At 63.8% G+C, this 16,340-nt stretch carries 14 protein-coding genes; 12 read left to right on the plus strand and 2 right to left on the minus strand.

The genetic code is table 11. From position 1 onward, the window contains the following. From Q0J75_RS11055 to Q0J75_RS11095, 9 genes are all read left to right on the plus strand, one after another. Nucleotides 1-713: threonine/serine exporter family protein (locus Q0J75_RS11055; RefSeq protein ID WP_297201124.1), on the plus strand; the 713-nt coding region annotated here is incomplete at its 5' end. Nucleotide 714: 1 nt separating this feature from the next. Then, entirely contained in the window at nucleotides 715-1,188 is a 474-nt protein-coding gene (locus Q0J75_RS11060; protein WP_297201128.1) for a threonine/serine exporter family protein, read from the plus strand. After that, a complete protein-coding gene (locus tag Q0J75_RS11065) occupies nucleotides 1,185-1,895 on the plus strand; it encodes a YjjG family noncanonical pyrimidine nucleotidase (protein ID WP_297201131.1) in 711 nt (236 codons plus the stop codon). Before Q0J75_RS11060 ends, Q0J75_RS11065 begins: the two co-directional genes overlap by 4 nt. 16 nt (nucleotides 1,896-1,911) lie before the next feature. Then, nucleotides 1,912-2,799, plus strand: coding sequence for a GDSL-type esterase/lipase family protein (locus Q0J75_RS11070; protein WP_297201134.1), 888 nt, complete (start codon nucleotides 1,912-1,914; stop codon nucleotides 2,797-2,799). A 16-nt stretch (nucleotides 2,800-2,815) separates the two neighbouring features. Continuing rightward, a complete protein-coding gene (locus tag Q0J75_RS11075) occupies nucleotides 2,816-3,283 on the plus strand; it encodes a DUF4358 domain-containing protein (protein ID WP_297201137.1) in 468 nt (155 codons plus the stop codon). A gap of 244 nt (nucleotides 3,284-3,527) precedes the next feature. After that, nucleotides 3,528-4,481 carry a GDSL-type esterase/lipase family protein gene (locus tag Q0J75_RS11080; protein WP_297201140.1) on the plus strand — a complete coding sequence of 318 codons (954 nt, stop codon included), beginning with the start codon at nucleotides 3,528-3,530 and terminating at the stop codon, nucleotides 4,479-4,481. A 17-nt stretch (nucleotides 4,482-4,498) separates the two neighbouring features. Further along, nucleotides 4,499-4,990, plus strand: coding sequence for a sigma-70 family RNA polymerase sigma factor (locus Q0J75_RS11085; protein ID WP_297201144.1), 492 nt, complete (start codon nucleotides 4,499-4,501; stop codon nucleotides 4,988-4,990). Beyond that, the gene (locus Q0J75_RS11090) at nucleotides 4,987-5,868 is read left to right on the plus strand and encodes a DUF3298 and DUF4163 domain-containing protein (RefSeq protein WP_297201147.1); all 882 of its coding nucleotides are present in this window, start codon (nucleotides 4,987-4,989) and stop codon (nucleotides 5,866-5,868) included. The genes Q0J75_RS11085 and Q0J75_RS11090 overlap by 4 nt, the downstream gene beginning before the upstream one ends. Before the next feature lie 231 nt (nucleotides 5,869-6,099). Then, nucleotides 6,100-9,789: a phosphoribosylformylglycinamidine synthase gene (locus Q0J75_RS11095; protein ID WP_297201151.1), complete on the plus strand. Its 3,690-nt coding sequence runs from the start codon at nucleotides 6,100-6,102 to the stop codon at nucleotides 9,787-9,789. Between the two features lie 75 nt (nucleotides 9,790-9,864). On the opposite strand, the gene Q0J75_RS11100 is transcribed toward Q0J75_RS11095, so the two are convergent. Further along, on the minus strand, nucleotides 9,865-10,155 hold the full coding sequence (locus Q0J75_RS11100) for a DUF3343 domain-containing protein (protein WP_297201166.1): 291 nt from the start codon (nucleotides 10,153-10,155) through the stop codon (nucleotides 9,865-9,867). Further along, a complete protein-coding gene (yedF, locus tag Q0J75_RS11105; RefSeq protein ID WP_297201154.1) occupies nucleotides 10,155-10,754 on the minus strand; it encodes a sulfurtransferase-like selenium metabolism protein YedF in 600 nt (199 codons plus the stop codon). Before yedF ends, Q0J75_RS11100 begins: the two co-directional genes overlap by 1 nt. 207 nt (nucleotides 10,755-10,961) lie before the next feature. Between yedF and Q0J75_RS11110 the strand changes: the two genes are divergently transcribed. The 3 genes from Q0J75_RS11110 (at nucleotide 10,962) to ftsH (ending at nucleotide 16,143) form a co-directional block, all read left to right on the plus strand. Beyond that, nucleotides 10,962-12,752, plus strand: a complete 1,791-nt coding sequence (locus Q0J75_RS11110; RefSeq protein WP_297201156.1) for an FtsW/RodA/SpoVE family cell cycle protein — start codon at nucleotides 10,962-10,964, stop codon at nucleotides 12,750-12,752. Then, nucleotides 12,739-14,109 carry a penicillin-binding transpeptidase domain-containing protein gene (locus Q0J75_RS11115; protein ID WP_297201160.1) on the plus strand — a complete coding sequence of 457 codons (1,371 nt, stop codon included), beginning with the start codon at nucleotides 12,739-12,741 and terminating at the stop codon, nucleotides 14,107-14,109. Before Q0J75_RS11110 ends, Q0J75_RS11115 begins: the two co-directional genes overlap by 14 nt. Nucleotides 14,110-14,262: 153 nt before the next feature. After that, nucleotides 14,263-16,143 carry an ATP-dependent zinc metalloprotease FtsH gene (gene ftsH, locus Q0J75_RS11120; RefSeq protein WP_297201163.1) on the plus strand — a complete coding sequence of 627 codons (1,881 nt, stop codon included), beginning with the start codon at nucleotides 14,263-14,265 and terminating at the stop codon, nucleotides 16,141-16,143. The last annotated feature ends 197 nt before the right edge of the window (nucleotides 16,144-16,340 follow it).

Raw genomic sequence — 16,340 nt, forward strand, 5'->3', positions numbered from 1 at the left:
TCAGCGGAGCGGAGATCTACCGGGTGGAGGAGTCCATCAGCCGCCTGCTCCAAGCCTACGGGGCCGAGCGGGGGGAGGTCTTTGCCATCCCCAACTGCATCATTGTCAGCCTGACCTCTCCCATGGGCAAGCCCATGACCCAGATCCGCCGGATGCCCAACCACGGCACCGACATCTACCTGCTGGAGCGATACAACGATTTATGCCGCTCTCTGTGCCGGGATACGCCCCCTTTTGAGGAGGCCTTGGCCAAAATGCGGGAGATCGAGCGCACCCACAAGGTTTACTCCCTGCCGGTGCAGCTGCTGGCCCACTTTCTGGGCTGCGGCATGTTTTCCCTGTTCTATGGCGGCTCGGTGCGGGACGGGGTGTGCGGCGGGGTGTGCGGCATGGTCATCTGCCTGTGCCTGGCCCTGACCTCCCGGCTGGGGGCCAACCTGTTTTTCAAAACCATCGCCGCCGGAGCGGCGTCCGCCTTTGTGGCCCTGGCCTTTACCGCCGTTGGGGTGGGGCAGAACGCCGACAGCATTATCATCGGGGCCCTGATGGCCCTGGTGCCCGGCATCGCCTTTACCAACGCCATGCGGGATATCATGGCGGGGGATATGGTGGCCGGCATCAGCAAGGCCGCCGAGGCATTGCTCATCGGGGCGGCCATTGCTTTGGGCACGGCCCTGGCCCTGGGGCTGATCCAGCTGCTGACGGGAGGCTGACATGGACACGCTGCTTTATTATGCCCCCTGCTTTTACGCTTTTTTTGCCTGCATCGGCTTTTCCATGCTTTTCAACATCCACGGGGTGGGAATGCTCATCTGTGCCGGCGGCGGCGGGTTGGGCTGGCTGGTCTATCTGCTGGCCGCCCCCCTGGTCCACAGCGACATCACCCAGTCCTTTCTGGCTGCCCTGGTCATTGCCGCCTGGTCAGAGCTGATGGCCCGGCTGCGTAAGTGCCCGGTGACCAGCTATCTGCTGGTGGCCCTCTTTCCCCTGGTGCCCGGCGGCGGTATCTACTATACCATGGAGCATGCCATGAGCGGGGAGACCTCCCTCTTTCTGGGGTCCCTCCTCCACACTCTGGGGCTGGCGGGGGCGCTGGCGGTGGGCGTGCTGATGGTGTCCTCCCTGGCCCGGCTGGTCACCAACTACCAAAACCGCCGCCATCACCTTGCGGGAGGAAACCACCCATGAACCGCTATGATTTTGTCCTCTTTGACGCGGACAACACCCTCTTTGACTTTGACCGGGCCGAGCATGAGGCCCTCCGGCTGGCGCTGGGGGCCTGGTCCATTCCATGTCCCCCTGAGACCGAGGCCCTCTATCGGTCCATCAACAGCGCCCTTTGGGCCATGCTGGACCGGGGTGAGGCCAGCCGGGCGTGGCTGGTGGTGGAGCGCTTTGCCCGCCTGATGGCAGAACTGGGGGTTGAGGCCGACCCCGCCGCCCTCAACCAGACCTATCTGGACAAGCTGGGGGAGCAGGCCTTCCTGCTGCCCGGGGCGGAGGAGGTGTGCAGGGCGCTGGGAACCAGCTGTACCCTGGCCATCCTCACCAACGGCGTGGCCCGGGCCCAGCGGGGCCGGTTTGGGCGCTCCCCTCTGGCGTCACTCATTCCCCATCTCTTTATTTCAGAGGAGGTGGGGGCCTCCAAGCCCAGCCCGGACTTTTTCCGGCCGGTGCTCCAGCAGCTGGGAGTGACCGACCCCCGCCGGGCCTTGATGGTGGGGGACAACCTGACCACCGACATTGGCGGCGCCGCCGCCCTGGGGCTGGATACCGCCTGGTACCGCCCTAAATCCCATACAGACAACGACCACAACGTGGTCCCTACTTGGGAGATCACCCGCCTGGAGGAGCTGATCCCCCTGGTGCTGGACAGCCCCCAGGATTCTGTCTAACCGAGGTGTATTATTTTTGTCCCGCTCCCTGTACCAAAAGATCATACAGGAGAACCAGGCGCCCCCCAAGCGGCGGCGTCTGCCCTTGATGTGCGCAGCGGCGGCGGTGGCGGTGGTTTTGGTGACCGTCCCAGTGCTGGGCCGGGCCCCGGCGGAGGGAGCCGACCCGCCCGTTGCCGCGGCCGCCACCCTGGTTTCCGTCCCAACGGTTACGCCTACCCCCATCCCGACCCCCACTCCTACCCTGGCGCTGGATTTTTCCCAGCCGGTGCCGGAGCGCACGCCGGTGGAGATGGACTATTTTTCCGACGCGCTTTTCATCGGCGATTCCCGCACCCAGGGTCTGCGGCTGTACAGCGGCATCAAGGGCGCTACCTTCTATGATTACATCGGCCTGGGGGTCTTTGGGGTGAACAAGCCAGGGGTGGTGACGGTGAACGGCAAGTCCTGCTCCATTATGGAAGCCTTGGAGCAGGGGCCCCAATTCGGCAAGATCTACATAGCCTTTGGACTCAACGAGCTGGGCTATTACAATACCGAGCAGTATCTCACCGCCTTCCGGAGCTTTGTGGCGCAGATCAAGACCTACCAGCCCAATGCGATAATCTATCTGCAAAACCTGGCCCCGGTGGAGGAGGCCCGCTGCCGTTCCTACGGGCAGGCCGCCTGCATCAACAACGACCGGGTGGCGGTGTTCAATCAGCTGTTTGCCCAGCTGGCCCAGGAGTGCCGGGTGGCTCTGGTGGATATCCACAGCGCCCTGGCCGACGAAAACGGGACCCTGGCCGACGGCTCCACGTCGGACGGAATCCATTTTCAGCGCCCTCAGTATGAAACATGGCTGGCCTATCTGATGAGCCATACGGTGGACCCGGTGGCCTATCAGGCGGGACAGACCAATTAGAAAGGAGATAAAAAATATGAAACATCTGTTGGTCCGTCTGCTGCCCGGGGTGCTGGCCCTGTGTCTGTGTCTTGCCGCCTGCGGCGGAGACAGCGCCCAGAGCTACGACCCCGCCGCTACCGCCCAGGCCCTGCTGGACTCCACTGCCTTCAGCGATGCGCTGGACTCCCTGGACAAGGATACCGCAGCCGCCCTGTACGGCATTGACCCCGCCACCATCACCGACTGCGCAGTGTACACCTCCCTGTCCATGGGGGCGGAGGAGATCGCTGTGCTCACCCTCACCGACGAGGCGGCGGCCCAGACTGCCAAGACCGCCCTGGACAAGCGGGTGAGCGACCAGATCGCCGCCCTGGAGAGCTATATGCCCGATGAGGTGGATAAGCTCAACCACGCCATTGTCAAGCAGACGGGCAACAGCGCCCTGCTGGTGGTGGCCGCCGATGCCGGCGCGGCGCAGAGCGTGCTGGATAATTTAAAGTAAAAACGACCGGTTTGTGGCGGATGGGAGGACGATTTTGAAAGAAATCGAGTCCCATCCGCCATGCAGCTTTTACCCCAAAAGGCCAAGGGGCTTTTGGGACAGACTATGCCAGGGTTGCTTTGCGGCCCTGGCAAAAAAATTTTTTCCACCCTCAACTTTTCTCTCCGCCATGCCGTCTAACCTATGAAAGTCAATGACCGGTCATCGGCGTACCCGCCACTTTTGAAAAATCGAGGTGTCTCCATTGCCCCAGTACTATCGTCCCAAACACGTGAAAAGAAAGCCCAAGGGTCCCGGCATCACCCTGCCGCTGCTCACTGCCGCGGCGGTGATTTGCCTTTGCCTGCTGCTCATCCCCTCCAAGGGCAAGGGGAACGACCCCGCTGTGGCGGCCTCTCCCTCCGCTTTGCCCGTTGCCAGTCCTTCCGCCTCTCCTGTGGAGGAGGAGAGCCAGCCCACCCCGTCCGCCACCCCTCTGCCGGAGGACTCCCAGCCTCCTGCTGTGGAGACCTCCACGCCCTCTGCTGCGGAAGGGACCTTTACCTTTGACCAGCCGGTGCCCCAGTCCGAGCCGGTGGAGATGGACTACTTTGCCGATGCGCTGTTCATCGGCGACTCCCGCACCGACGGCCTGCGGATCTACAGCGGCATCAAAGGGGCCACCTTCTACTGCTACAAGGGCCTGAATATCTTTGATATGAGCAAGCGCCAGGTGGTGGAGATGAACGGGGGCAAGTATACCGTCACCGACGCCTTGAAGAAGGGACCCCAGTATCAGAAGATCTATATTTCCCTGGGGGTCAACGAGCTGGGCTATCCGGGCACCGACAGCTTTTACAAGAGCTTCAAGAGCTTTTTGGAGGAGGTAAAGGCGGCCCAGCCCAACGCCATTATTTATTTGCAGAATCTGGTGCCCGTCAACCCGGACATCTGTGCCCAGAAGAACCAGCCCTCCTATGTGAACAACCAGCGGGTGGCCGACTTCAACGCCGTCTTCCCCCAGCTGGCCCAGGAGTGCCAGGTGGCGCTGGTGGACGTAAAGACCGCCCTCAGCGATGAGAACGGCATCCTGCCTGCCGATGCCACCGTAGACGGCGTCCACTTCACCAAGGCGTGGTATCAAAAGTGGCTGGAATACCTGATGTGCCATACCGTTACCCCGGAGGCCTATCAGGCGGCGCAGGAGGCGGCCCAGTAAAGGAGCGTATCCCGGCTTTGGACAACAACATCCGGCAGCAGCTGAGCGAGTATATCGTGGCGCACCAGGAGGACTTTTACCGCCTGGCGTTCAGTTGCGTCAAAAATCGGGACGCTGCCCTGGATGTGGTGCAGGAGAGCATCGTCCGGGCCCTGTCCCGGTCGGACTCTCTCCGCCAGCCGGAGTATATGAAGACCTGGTTTTACCGGATCCTGCTCAATGAGAGCATGAACTACTACCGCCGGGGCAAGCGGCTGGTATCCCTGGAGGAGTCGGCCGCCGACGCCCCCGCCCCCGGCGGCGACCCGGTGGAGCGGCTGGACCTGTACGCCGCCATTGACCGGCTGGGGCCCAAGGAACAGGTCATCATCCGTTTGCGGTTTTTTGAGGATATGAAGCTGGAAGAGATCTCCCGGGTCACCGGGACCAATCTGAACACCGTGAAGTCCCGCCTGTACAAAAGTCTGCGCAAGCTGCGGGAACTGACGGGGGAGGAGGTTGCAACATGAACGACCAATGGGAGCGGGCCAAGCAGCAGTACCGGGACATACAGCCGCCGGAAGAGCTGGACTTTGCCGTGGCCTCCGCGCTGCGGGCAGGGGAGAAGAAGCGGCGGCAGCGCCGTGGCCTGCGGCGGAGCCTGTCCGCCGGACTGGCCGCCTGCGCCTGCTTTGTGCTGCTGGTGAACGCCAGCCCCACCTTTGCCCAGGCCGTGTCCGATGTGCCGGTGCTGGGGCAGCTGGCCCGGGTGTTTACTGTGACGCAGTACACCGTGGAGGACCGGGACCACCTGATTGACGTGCGCCTGCCCGCCCTGGAGCTGGAGGGAGCCACCGATCTGGAGCAGCGCATCAATACCGAGATCCAGACCCGCATCAATCAGGTGCTCCAGGAGGCGGAGGATCGGGCCCGGGAGACCAAAGAGGCCTATGTGGAGACCGGCGGCGACCCGGACGACTTTATGCCCATCGTTATCAGCGTGGACTATGAGATCAAGTGCCAGAACGAGCATTATCTGTCCTTCGTGATTACCAAGACCGAGACCCTGGCCAGCGCCTATACCGAGTATTACACCTACAACATCGACTTGCAGGCCGGCCGGGAGATCACCCTGCGGGACCTGCTGGGGCCGGACTATAAGCAGATCGCCAATACCGCCATCGCAGCGGAGATCGAACGCCGGAGCCAGAACCCCGACAATATCTATTTCCTCCAGGGCGAGGGGGGCTTTACCTCCATTGCCGACGACCAGCTGTTCTATCTGGACGCCGGCGGCAGCCCGGTGGTGGTGTTTGAAAAGTACGAGATCGCCCCCGGCTACATGGGAGTGCAGGAATTTACCATCCCCCTGCCGGAGGGGCAAGACCAGGCCCAACAGAACAAATAGCCTTAAATGGCCGCCGAAAGGCAGCCATTTTTGATGCAATTCCCCACTGTTTGCCCGGGAGGGTGATTGCCTATTGCCGCCGGACCGCCGGGCGTGCTATAGTTAGAAAAGAGAAGCCCGGCGGGGCCTACCGGGCCGCACCGGGCCAGAACTGTGCCGCCTACATAAAGCGGCGCCCGCGGGGCAGGATGGAGCTTTTCCATCCGCGGGCATTTTAAGGGAGGTTCCGATATGGGGAAGGTATTTCGCTGTTTTGTGGAGAAAAAGCCGGGCTTCGACGTGGAGGCCGGCCATCTGCTGGGAGAGCTGAAGGGCACCCTGGGGCTTACCGGCCTTACCGGGGTGCGGGTGATCCGCCGGTACGACGTGGAGGGGGTGGACCAGGGGACCTATGAGGCCGCCCGCACCACCATTTTGTCCGAACCCCAGGTGGATCAGCTGTGGGACGAGGCTCTGCCTGAGACCGCCGGGGCGGTGCTGGCGGTGGAGGCCCTGCCCGGTCAGTACGACCAGCGGGCCGACTCCTGCGCCCAGTGTATCCAGATGCGCACCGGCGGGGAGCGGCCCACCGTCCGGGCGGCCACCGTCTATGTACTGGCGGGGGAGCTGTCCGCCGCCGACCTGGACAAAGCCAGGGGCTACCTCATCAACCCGGTGGAGAGCCGCGAGGCCGCGCTGGACAAGCCGGACACCCTGCATCAGCAGTACCCGGAGCCCAAGGCGGTGCCGGTGCTGGAGGGCTTTTGTGCGCTGGATCAGGCGGGCCTTGCCGCTCTGCTGGAGCAGTACGGCCTGGCCATGGACCTGGCGGATCTGACCTTCCTCCAGAATTATTTCAAGAATGAGGAGCAGCGGGACCCCACCCTCACCGAGGTGCGGGTGGTGGATACCTACTGGTCCGATCACTGCCGCCACACCACCTTTTCCACCCATTTGGACGGGGTGGACATCGCTGATGAGCAGGTGAAGGGGGCTTATGACCGTTATCTGGCCGCCCGGGTGGAGGTGTACGGGGAAGAGAAGGCCGCCCAGCGGCCCCAGACCCTGATGGACATTGCCACCATCGGCGCCAAGACCCTGAAGAAGCGGGGCCTGCTGCCCGAGCTGGACCAGAGCGAGGAGATCAACGCCTGTTCCATCCACGTTCCCGCCACGGTGGACGGCAAGGAGCAGGACTGGCTCTTGATGTTCAAAAACGAGACCCACAACCACCCCACCGAGATCGAGCCCTTCGGCGGGGCGGCCACCTGTATCGGCGGCTGCATCCGGGACCCCCTGTCCGGCCGGGTGTACGTCCACCAGGCCATGCGCCTCACCGGCTGCGGCGATCCCCGGGTGCCGGTGAATGAGACCCTGGAGGGCAAGCTGCCCCAGCGCAAGATCGCCCAGACTGCCGCCGCGGGCTACTCCTCCTATGGCAACCAGATCGGCCTGGCCACCGGCCATGTGGCCGAGCTCTACCACGAGGGCTACATCGCCAAGCATCTGGAGTGCGGCGCGGTGGTGGGAGCCGCCCCCGCCGACCATGTGCGCCGGGAGGTGCCTGCCCCCGGCGACGTGGTCATCCTGCTGGGCGGCCGCACCGGCCGGGACGGCATCGGCGGGGCCACCGGCTCCTCCAAGAGCCACAACAAGGCCTCTCTGGACACCATGGCCTCCGAGGTGCAGAAGGGCAACGCCCCCGAGGAGCGCAAGCTCCAGCGGCTTTTCCGCAACCCCAACGTCACCCGGCTCATCAAGCGGTGCAACGACTTCGGCGCTGGCGGCGTGTCCGTGGCCATCGGCGAGCTGGCCGACGGCCTGTCCATCGACCTGGACGCCGTCCGCAAGAAGTACGACGGCCTGGACGGCACCGAGCTTGCCATCTCCGAGTCTCAGGAGCGCATGGCGGTGGTGGTGGCCCCGGAGGACGCCCAGACCCTGATGCACTTTGCCGCCTTTGAAAACCTGGAGGCCTATCAGGTGGCCACCGTTACCGAATCCCCCCGGATGGTCATGACCTGGAAGGGGCAGACTGTGGCAAATCTGTCCCGGGCCTTCCTCAACACCAACGGCGCGGTGAAGCACGCCCAGGTGTCCGTCCCCGCCGTAGAGCGGCACCTCACCGATCCTGCCGGCCAGGGCAGCCTGCGGGAGCTGGCTGCCAGCCTGAAGTGCGCCTCCCGCCGGGGCCTTACCGAGCGGTTTGACGGCTCCATCGGCGCGGGCAGCGTGCTTATGCCCTTCGGCGGCGTTACCCAGCGCACCCCCGCCCAGGCCATGGCCGCACTCTTCCCGGTGGAGCCCAACCAGGAGACCAACCAGGCCAGCGTCATGGCCTGGGGCTGCGACCCCGACCAGCTGTCTGCCGACCCCTACACTGGGGCCTATCAGGCGGTGTACACCTCGGTGGCCAAGCTGGTGGCGGCGGGGGCCGACTATGAAAAGGCCTATCTCACCCTCCAGGAGTTCTTTGAAAAGCTGCGTACCGAGCCCCAGCGGTGGGGCAAGCCCTTTGCTGCCCTGCTGGGGGCCCTGGACGCCCAGCTGGAGCTGGGATGTGCCGCCATCGGCGGCAAGGACTCCATGTCCGGCTCCTTCCTGGATCTGGACGTGCCTCCCACCCTCATCTCCTTTGCCATCGCCCCAGTGAAGGCGGAGCAGGTGCTCTCTCCCGAGTTTAAGGAGGGGGGACACCCGGTGTACGCCTTTGGCGGCGGCAGCCCGGAGCACAAAAAGGCCGCCTGGATTGCCTTCCACCGGCTGGCCGGGGAGGGCAAGGTGAAAGCCGCCTGGGCGGTGGAGCACAGCCCGGCGGAGGCTGTCATGCAGATGTCCTTCGGCAACCGCATCGGCTTTACCGCCGACTCCGGCGCGGTGGTGGGCTGGTACCGGTCCTTCTGCGGTATGATCGTGGCCGAGCTGACCCAGGACGTGGACCTGCCCTGTGCCAAGAAGCTGGGCGTCACCACAGCGGAACCCATCCTCACCATCGGCGAGGACTGCGCCACCATCGGCGAGCTGCTCTCCCTCAATGAGGAGGTGCTGGAGGATGTGTACCCCACCCGAGCGGGTGAGGCCGCCCCGGTGGAGGCCATCTCCTGGGACAAGCGTTCCCCCGCCGTGTGCAAGTCCAAGGTGGCCCGGCCCCGGGTGGTCATCCCCGTGTTCCCCGGCACCAACTGCGAGTATGACTCGGTGCGGGCCTGCCTGCGGGCGGGGATGGACGCCGAGACGGTGGTCATCCGCAACCTGACCGCCGACGACCTGCTCCAGTCCACCGTGGAGCTGGAGGGGGCCATCCGCAAGGCCCAGATCGTCTTCCTCCCCGGCGGCTTCTCCGGCGGCGACGAGCCCGACGGCTCGGCCAAATTCATCTGCTCCTTCTTCCGCAACGGGCGCATCACCGACGCAGTCCACGACCTGCTGAAAAACCGGGACGGCCTGATGCTGGGCATCTGCAACGGCTTCCAGGCCCTGGTCAAGCTGGGTCTGGTGCCCTACGGCGAGATCCGGGATATGGACGAAAACTGTCCCACCCTGACCTATAACCTGATCGGCCGCCACCAGAGCCGGTATGTCACCACCCGGGTGGCCAGCGTCAACTCCCCCTGGATGCTCCAGTCCAACGTGGGCGACCTCCACGCTATTCCCATCTCCCACGGCGAGGGCCGGTTTGTGGCCCCCCAGAATGTACTGGACCAGCTTATTGCCAATGGCCAGGTGGCTACCCAGTATGTGGACCAGCACGGCGTGCCCTCCATGGATATCGACGTGAACCCCAACGGCTCTCTGTGCGCCATCGAGGGCATTTTCTCCCCCGACGGCCGGGTGTTCGGCAAGATGGGCCACTCCGAGCGGTACGGTGCGTTTGTGGGCCAAAATATTCCCGGCGACAAGCACCAGCCTTTGCTGGAGAGCGGCGCGGCGTATTTCAAATAAGAACAGCAAAAAGCAGCCCTCCGCCAACGGCGGGGGGCTGCTCTGTTTGGATGGCTGGGCGCACAATATGCGCCCCTAGATAGCACTTCCGGTGCTGGCTGCCCCATCCGGGATGGGCCGGGCGGTCAGGTGGTCCCCCCTGCCGGTGACGGCATAAAAGGCGTACTCCTCCGGCTTCAGGGTGGAGGCGGCCAGCGCCGCCGCTACCCGCTCCAGGTCCTCCGGCCGGAACCGGACGGCGATGCCGCAGCCCAGGGAGATCTCCCGCAGCACCGGCATGACCTGGATGGGGGCCACCTCCTTCAGCACCTTTTGGGCGTAAATGGCCCCGTAGGTGGAGGAAAAGGTGATGACGCCGTAGTCCATCACAGGGTAATCACCTTTCCGGCCTTCTGCATCCGGGTGACGATGTCGTACATATTGCTGACAGTGCCCACCTTCAGCTGCTCGGCCAGGCTGTAGAAGTTCAGGCAGGTGCCGCACACCAGGATCTCCACCCCGGCCTCGTGGAGGGCCTTCAAATGGTCCACCACCTGCTCGTCCAGGGTGGGCAGTTTGACCCCGGCGTTCATGAAGAGTACCGCCCCCGGCTTGTCCTCACCTTGGGCCAGGGTGTAAAAGAACATCCGCATTAAATTGGCGCCCAGCTCCCGGTCCCCATCGCCAATGATGTCCCGGCCCACGAACACCGCCCAGTCGCCCCCGGCGGCGGGCAGGGGGGAGCTGACCGCCGCCTCACAGGCGGTACATCCCTCCCCCTTGGCAAAGTCCACGGCATATACGCCGTCCGCTTCCCGGACAGCGGCGGTAAAGCCCTGGTTGCCCGCCAGGCGCTTCAGATTTTCCACGGCGGTGGGGTTGTCCACCAGCACGGTAAAGGGATCATGCCCCTCCGCCATGGCCTGCTTGGCCAAAATCACCGGAGTGGGGCAGGGCTTGCCCTTGGCGTCCACAACATAAGACATGGTATCTTCCTCCCATCGTTTTTTCCATTATACCCTCTGGACCGGGCCGCCGCAAGAGGTGGAAAACCGGTGGAAAATGTGAAAAATTCTTTAAAATCCACCGGCAGGCCCCCCTTGTGCTTTTTCAGCGGGGGAAGTTGTGCTATACTGTAGGGACCTGGGGCCTCTTGGGCCCAAATTTTCCCGACGCGAAAGGAGGTGGGCGGTATGGACGCGCTGACCAGCTGGCTGGCCGAAAACCAGCTGCTGTGCGCCTGGTTTACATCCATTGTGCGCTTTGTCTTTCCCGTGCTGGCCCTGCTCATCCTCATCCGCACCATCCGCTCCCTGCTGACGGTGCCCTGCCTGCCCGAGGTGTGGGCCTATCTCACCCTGCCCAACGGGGCCACCGAACCTCTGACCCACTGGGAGAACATTCTGGGCCGGGGGAGCAGCTGTGATGTGGTGCTCAACTATCCGGTGGTGTCCCGGCAGCACGCCGCCCTCATCCGCAATGAGGACGACACCTGGACCGCCTATGACCTAAATTCCAAAGGCGGGGTCACCGTCAACGGCAAGCCGGTCACCGAGGCCACCGCCGTCCAATACGGCGACGTGCTGGCGGTGGGGGGTGTGGAGACGGTGCTCCTCCCCCTCTCCCCGGAGGAGAAGGCCAAGCGCCGCCGGTCCCGCCGGCAGTCCCGGCCGGTGTCCCCCTGGCTGGGGCTGGTGCTGCTCACCGTCTTTCAGGTGCTGGCCGCCATTCAGCTCACCATCAGCGAGGCCCCCGACGCCTCCCCCATGATCCCCTTTACCTTTTTGTGCCTCACCGGGGTGATGTGGCTTTATTTCCTGGTGCTGCGGGCCCTGCGGCGGGTGGGCTTTGAGATGGAGACCATCGCCTTTTTTCTGTCCACCCTGTCCCTGTCCGTCACCTGCTCCTCCAACACGGCGGCTTTGTTCAAGCAGTTTCTGTGTGTGGTGCTGGGGCTGCTCCTTTTCCTGGTGCTGGGGGTCTTTCTCCGGGATCTGGACCGGGCCAAGCAGATCCGCTGGCTCATGGCAGGGGCGGCCATCGGCTTTTTGAGCCTGACCGTGGTGCTCTACAAGCTGGGCCTTACCGAGGCCAAATACGGCGCGGCAAACTGGCTGAGCATCGGGGGCATCTCCATCCAGCCCTCGGAAATTGCTAAAATTTGTTATATTTTTGCTGGGTCGGCCACCCTGGAACGGCTCTTCCGCAAGCGAAACCTGGGATTGTTTATCGTCCTGACCGGCGTATGCCTGGCCTGCCTGGCCTATATGAGCGACTTCGGCACCGCCGCCATCTTCTTCATCACCTTCGTGGTTATCGCTTACCTCCGCTCCGGGGACTGGGCCACCCTGGCCCTCATCTGCGGCGGCGGGGTGTTCGCCGTACTCACCGTGCTATCGGTGAAGCCCTATATCATGAGCCGGTTTGCCACCTGGGGCCACGCCTGGCAGAACGCCTCAGTGGGCAGCGGTTACCAGCAGACCCGCACCATGTCGGCCGCCGCCTCCGGCGGTCTGGTGGGGGTGGGCCCCGGCGAGGGCTGGCTCCACAACGTGGGGGCGGGGGACACCGACCTGGTGTTCGGTATGCTGTGTGAGGAGTGGGGCCTCATCATCGCGGTGCTGGCCGTTTTGTCCATCGTCACGCTGGCGGTGTTTGCCGTCCGGGCCAGCCGGGCGGGCCGTTCCAGCTTCTATATCATCGCCGCCTGCGCCGCCACCTCCATGATGGTGTTCCAGACCTGCCTCAATGTGTTCGGCGCGGTGGATATCCTGCCCCTCACCGGCGTTACCTTCCCCTTTGTGTCCAACGGCGGCACCGCCATGATCGCCTCCTGGGGCCTGCTGGCCTACCTGAAAGCCACCGACACCCGGCAAAACGCCAGCTTTGCCATCCGCCTGCCCTCCCGGAAGGAGGACCGGCAGAACGCCGAGCTGTCCATGAAACGTGTGGATACCTGGGAGGACGAGTATGAAGAAGATTGAACGACGGGCCCTCCTGTGCCTGATTCTGGCCGCCGCCCTGGTGCTGGGGCTGGGCTTTTACGCCGTCCGCTATGTGCTCTACGGCAACCGCTGGGCCTCCTTTGCCGCCAACCGCCACCTGTACAACAGCCAGGGGCAGCTGTCGGTGGGCCGGGTGCTGGACCGGGACGGGGATGTGCTGTCCTGGGCGGATGAGAACGGCAGCCGCCACTATTATGAGAGCGAGACCGTCCGCAAGGCCACCCTCCACGCCGTGGGGGACGCCCAGGGCAAGATCGGCACCGGGGCCCTCACCGCCTTTGCCGACCGGCTGTCCGGCTTCAACCTCATCACCGGGGCCTATTCCCCCCTGGGCAACGGCAACGATCTGTATCTGACCCTGGACGCCCGGCTCAACTACATCGCCTACCAGGCCATGGGGGGGCGCAAGGGGGCGGTGGGGGTGTACAACTACGAGACGGGGGAGATTTTGTGTATGCTCTCCTCGCCCACCTACGACCCTTTGAACCCACCGGCGGACGCCGACACCAACCCGGCCTATGACGGGGTATACTTAAACCGCTTTCTGTCGGGTACCTTCCCACCGGGGTCGGTGTTCAAAACGGTGACCCTGGCCGCCGCCATTGAGCACATCCCCGACCTATTTGACCGGACCTGGACCTGCACCGGCTCCACGGTTGTGGGGGGAGAGGCCATCACCTGTCCTCACGCCCACGGGGAGATGGATATTTACGGCGCTCTGGCTAACTCCTGCAACGGGGTGTTCGGCCAGCTGGCCGCCGAGCTGGGACCCGAGGTTTTGCAGGAGTACACCGAAAAGGCAGGGCTGACGGCCTCGTACAACATCAACGGCCTCAGCTCCGCCGCCGGGCGGTTTGACTTCTCCGGTACCACCGGCCAGCTGGCCTGGGCGGGGGTGGGCCAGTATAACGACTTGGCCAACCCCTGCGCCATTATGGTGTATATGGGGGCCATCGCTCAGGAGGGGAAGGCCGCCGTTCCCCGGCTGATCTTAAAGACAGAGAATCCCCTAGGCCTGCCCTCTCTGCCCCAGATGACCCGCAAGACGGGCACCCTGGTGGAGTCGGGCACCGCCAAGGTGATGGCGGATATGATGTCCCGCAACGTCATCGACACCTACGGCGCGGGCCGGTTCCCCAATATGGATATCTGTGCCAAGAGCGGCACCGCCGAGGTGGGAGGCGGCCAGTCGCCCCACGCCTGGTTTGCCGGGTTCCTCCGCAATGAGGACGCCCCCTATGCCTTTGTGGTGCTGGTGGAAAACGGCGGCTCCGGCGCGGACGTGGCCGGTTCGGTGGCCGCTCAGGTGCTGGACGCTTTAGTAAATGGATACTGAATGACAAAACCCGGAGCGGGAAACCGCTCCGGGTTTTCCACATCTAATATGAATAATGTGTAAAACCTCTGGGGAACCTATTGACTTTCCCGGGCAAGCCCTTATTATTTATTTAGCACGAAAAATATTGTTCGAACATCGGAGGAAATTCATATGCAAGAGATCAAAGACGACGGGAAGACCCCAAGCCCGCCCAAAAAACCGCTGCTTTTCTACTATGCTCTGGCGCTGGTGGCGCTGATGCTCCTCAACGTCTTCTTCTTTCCCACCGTGCTGGAGCGGCAGGTGATCGAAGTACCCTACAGCCAGTTCCTTACCATGGTGGACAACGACCAGGTAGAGCAGGTGGCTCTGGATGAGGATAGCCGGGAGATCGTATTCATCGCCGCCGATGACAGCGGCAGGGAGGGGTACTACAAGACCGGCGTATGGCCGGATGACGGTCAGCGGCTGCTCAACCAGCTGCGGGAGGACCCGGACATTACATTTACCGCCACCATCCCCACCCAGGCCAATCCCATCCTCTCCATTCTGGTGAGCTGGGTGCTGCCTATCTTTTTCTTCCTCATCATCGGACAGCTGATCTCCCGCTTTATGATGAAGCGGATGGGGAATCTGCCCGGCGGCATGGGCAACGCCATGACCTTCGGCAAGGCCAACGCCAAGGTCTATGTGGAGGAGGCCTCCACCGGCGTGTCCTTTGCCGATGTGGCAGGCCAGGAGGAAGCCAAGGAATCGCTGATGGAGGTGGTGGACTTCCTCCACCAGCCGGACAAATACGCCGAGATTGGCGCACGCCTGCCCAAGGGCGTGCTGCTGGTGGGCCCTCCGGGTACCGGTAAGACCCTGCTGGCCAAGGCGGTGGCGGGGGAGGCCAAGGTGCCCTTCTTCTCCATCTCCGGCTCGGAATTTGTGGAGATGTTTGTGGGCATGGGTGCCGCCAAGGTGCGGGACCTGTTCAAGCAGGCGGGGGAGAAGGCCCCCTGCATCGTGTTCATCGACGAGATCGACGCCATCGGCAAGAAGCGGGACACCGGCGGCTATGGCGGCAACGACGAGCGGGAGCAGACCCTCAACCAGCTGCTGGCCGAGATGGACGGCTTCGACTCCAGCAAGGGCGTGGTGCTGCTGGCGGCCACCAACCGGCCCGAGAGCCTAGACCCCGCCCTCATGCGGCCCGGCCGGTTTGACCGGCGGGTGCGGGTGGAGCTGCCCGACCTTCAGGGCCGTGTGGCCATCCTGAAGGTCCACGGCAAGCACGTCCATGTGGACGGCGACGTGGACTGGGACGCCATTGCCCGGGCCACCGCCGGAGCCTCCGGCGCGGAGCTGGCCAACATCGTCAATGAGGGCGCCCTCCGGGCGGTGCGGCAGGGCCGCAAGACCGTGACCCAGGCCGACCTGGAGGAGAGCGTGGAGACCGTCATCGCCGGAGCCCAGCGGAAGAACGCCGTCATCTCCCCCGAGGAGAAAAAGCTGGTGTCCTTCCATGAGGTGGGCCACGCCTTGGTGGCTGCCCTTCAGACCAACTCCGCCCCGGTGACCAAGATCACCATCATCCCCCGCACCTCCGGGGCCCTGGGCTACACCATGCAGGTGGACCAGGGAGAGCGCAACCTGATGAGCCGGGCGGAGCTAATCAACAAGATCGCCACCCTCACCGGCGGCCGGGCCGCCGAGGAGCTGATCTTTGGGGCGGACAACGTGACCACCGGCGCCTCCAACGACATCGAGCAGGCCACCAAGCTGGCCCGGGCCATGATTACCCGGTACGGCATGACCGAGGAATTTGATATGGTGGCCCTGGAGACCGTGCAGAACCAGTACCTGGGGGGCGACACCTCTTTGACCTGCTCCGCCGAGACGGCGGCCCAGATCGACAAGCAGGTGGTGGCCACCGTGAAGGCGGCCCACCAGAAGGCCCTGGCTCTGCTGCGGGACCACGAGGAGCAGCTGCGCAGCCTGGCGGGCTACCTGCTGGAGAAGGAGACCATTACCGGCGAGGAGTTTATGAAACTGCTGGAGCAAAAATAAGCCCCGGCCTATGGAAGACCCTGTAGGGCGGGGGCTTGCCCCCGCCGCGCCGTCACCGGGCGGCATAGGGACCGCCACACAAAACCGCAACAAAAAATCCCCGCTGCATAGCAGCGGGGATTTCAGCCTGTCGAGAAACCCGGTTTATGCATCAAGCATAAGCCGGGTTTCTGGCGTATAGAGGCCAAAGAAGTACA

The sequence above is a fragment of the uncultured Flavonifractor sp. genome (genome assembly GCF_944385615.1).
Taxonomy (GTDB): Bacteria; Bacillota; Clostridia; order Oscillospirales; family Oscillospiraceae; genus Flavonifractor.

Excerpts from the sequence above, each read along its gene's own strand:
- Q0J75_RS11060 (WP_297201128.1), top strand. The coding sequence starts at position 715 with ATGGACACGCTGCTTTATTATGCCCCCTGCTTTTACGCTTTTTTTGCC.
- Q0J75_RS11065 (WP_297201131.1), top strand. The coding sequence starts at position 1,185 with ATGAACCGCTATGATTTTGTCCTCTTTGACGCGGACAACACCCTCTTT.
- Q0J75_RS11075 (WP_297201137.1), top strand. The coding sequence starts at position 2,816 with ATGAAACATCTGTTGGTCCGTCTGCTGCCCGGGGTGCTGGCCCTGTGT.
- Q0J75_RS11090 (WP_297201147.1), top strand. The coding sequence starts at position 4,987 with ATGAACGACCAATGGGAGCGGGCCAAGCAGCAGTACCGGGACATACAG.
- Q0J75_RS11095 (WP_297201151.1), top strand. The coding sequence starts at position 6,100 with ATGGGGAAGGTATTTCGCTGTTTTGTGGAGAAAAAGCCGGGCTTCGAC.
- Q0J75_RS11100 (WP_297201166.1), bottom strand. The coding sequence starts at position 10,155 with ATGGACTACGGCGTCATCACCTTTTCCTCCACCTACGGGGCCATTTAC.
- yedF (WP_297201154.1), bottom strand. The coding sequence starts at position 10,754 with ATGTCTTATGTTGTGGACGCCAAGGGCAAGCCCTGCCCCACTCCGGTG.
- Q0J75_RS11110 (WP_297201156.1), top strand. The coding sequence starts at position 10,962 with ATGGACGCGCTGACCAGCTGGCTGGCCGAAAACCAGCTGCTGTGCGCC.
- Q0J75_RS11115 (WP_297201160.1), top strand. The coding sequence starts at position 12,739 with ATGAAGAAGATTGAACGACGGGCCCTCCTGTGCCTGATTCTGGCCGCC.
- ftsH (WP_297201163.1), top strand. The coding sequence starts at position 14,263 with ATGCAAGAGATCAAAGACGACGGGAAGACCCCAAGCCCGCCCAAAAAA.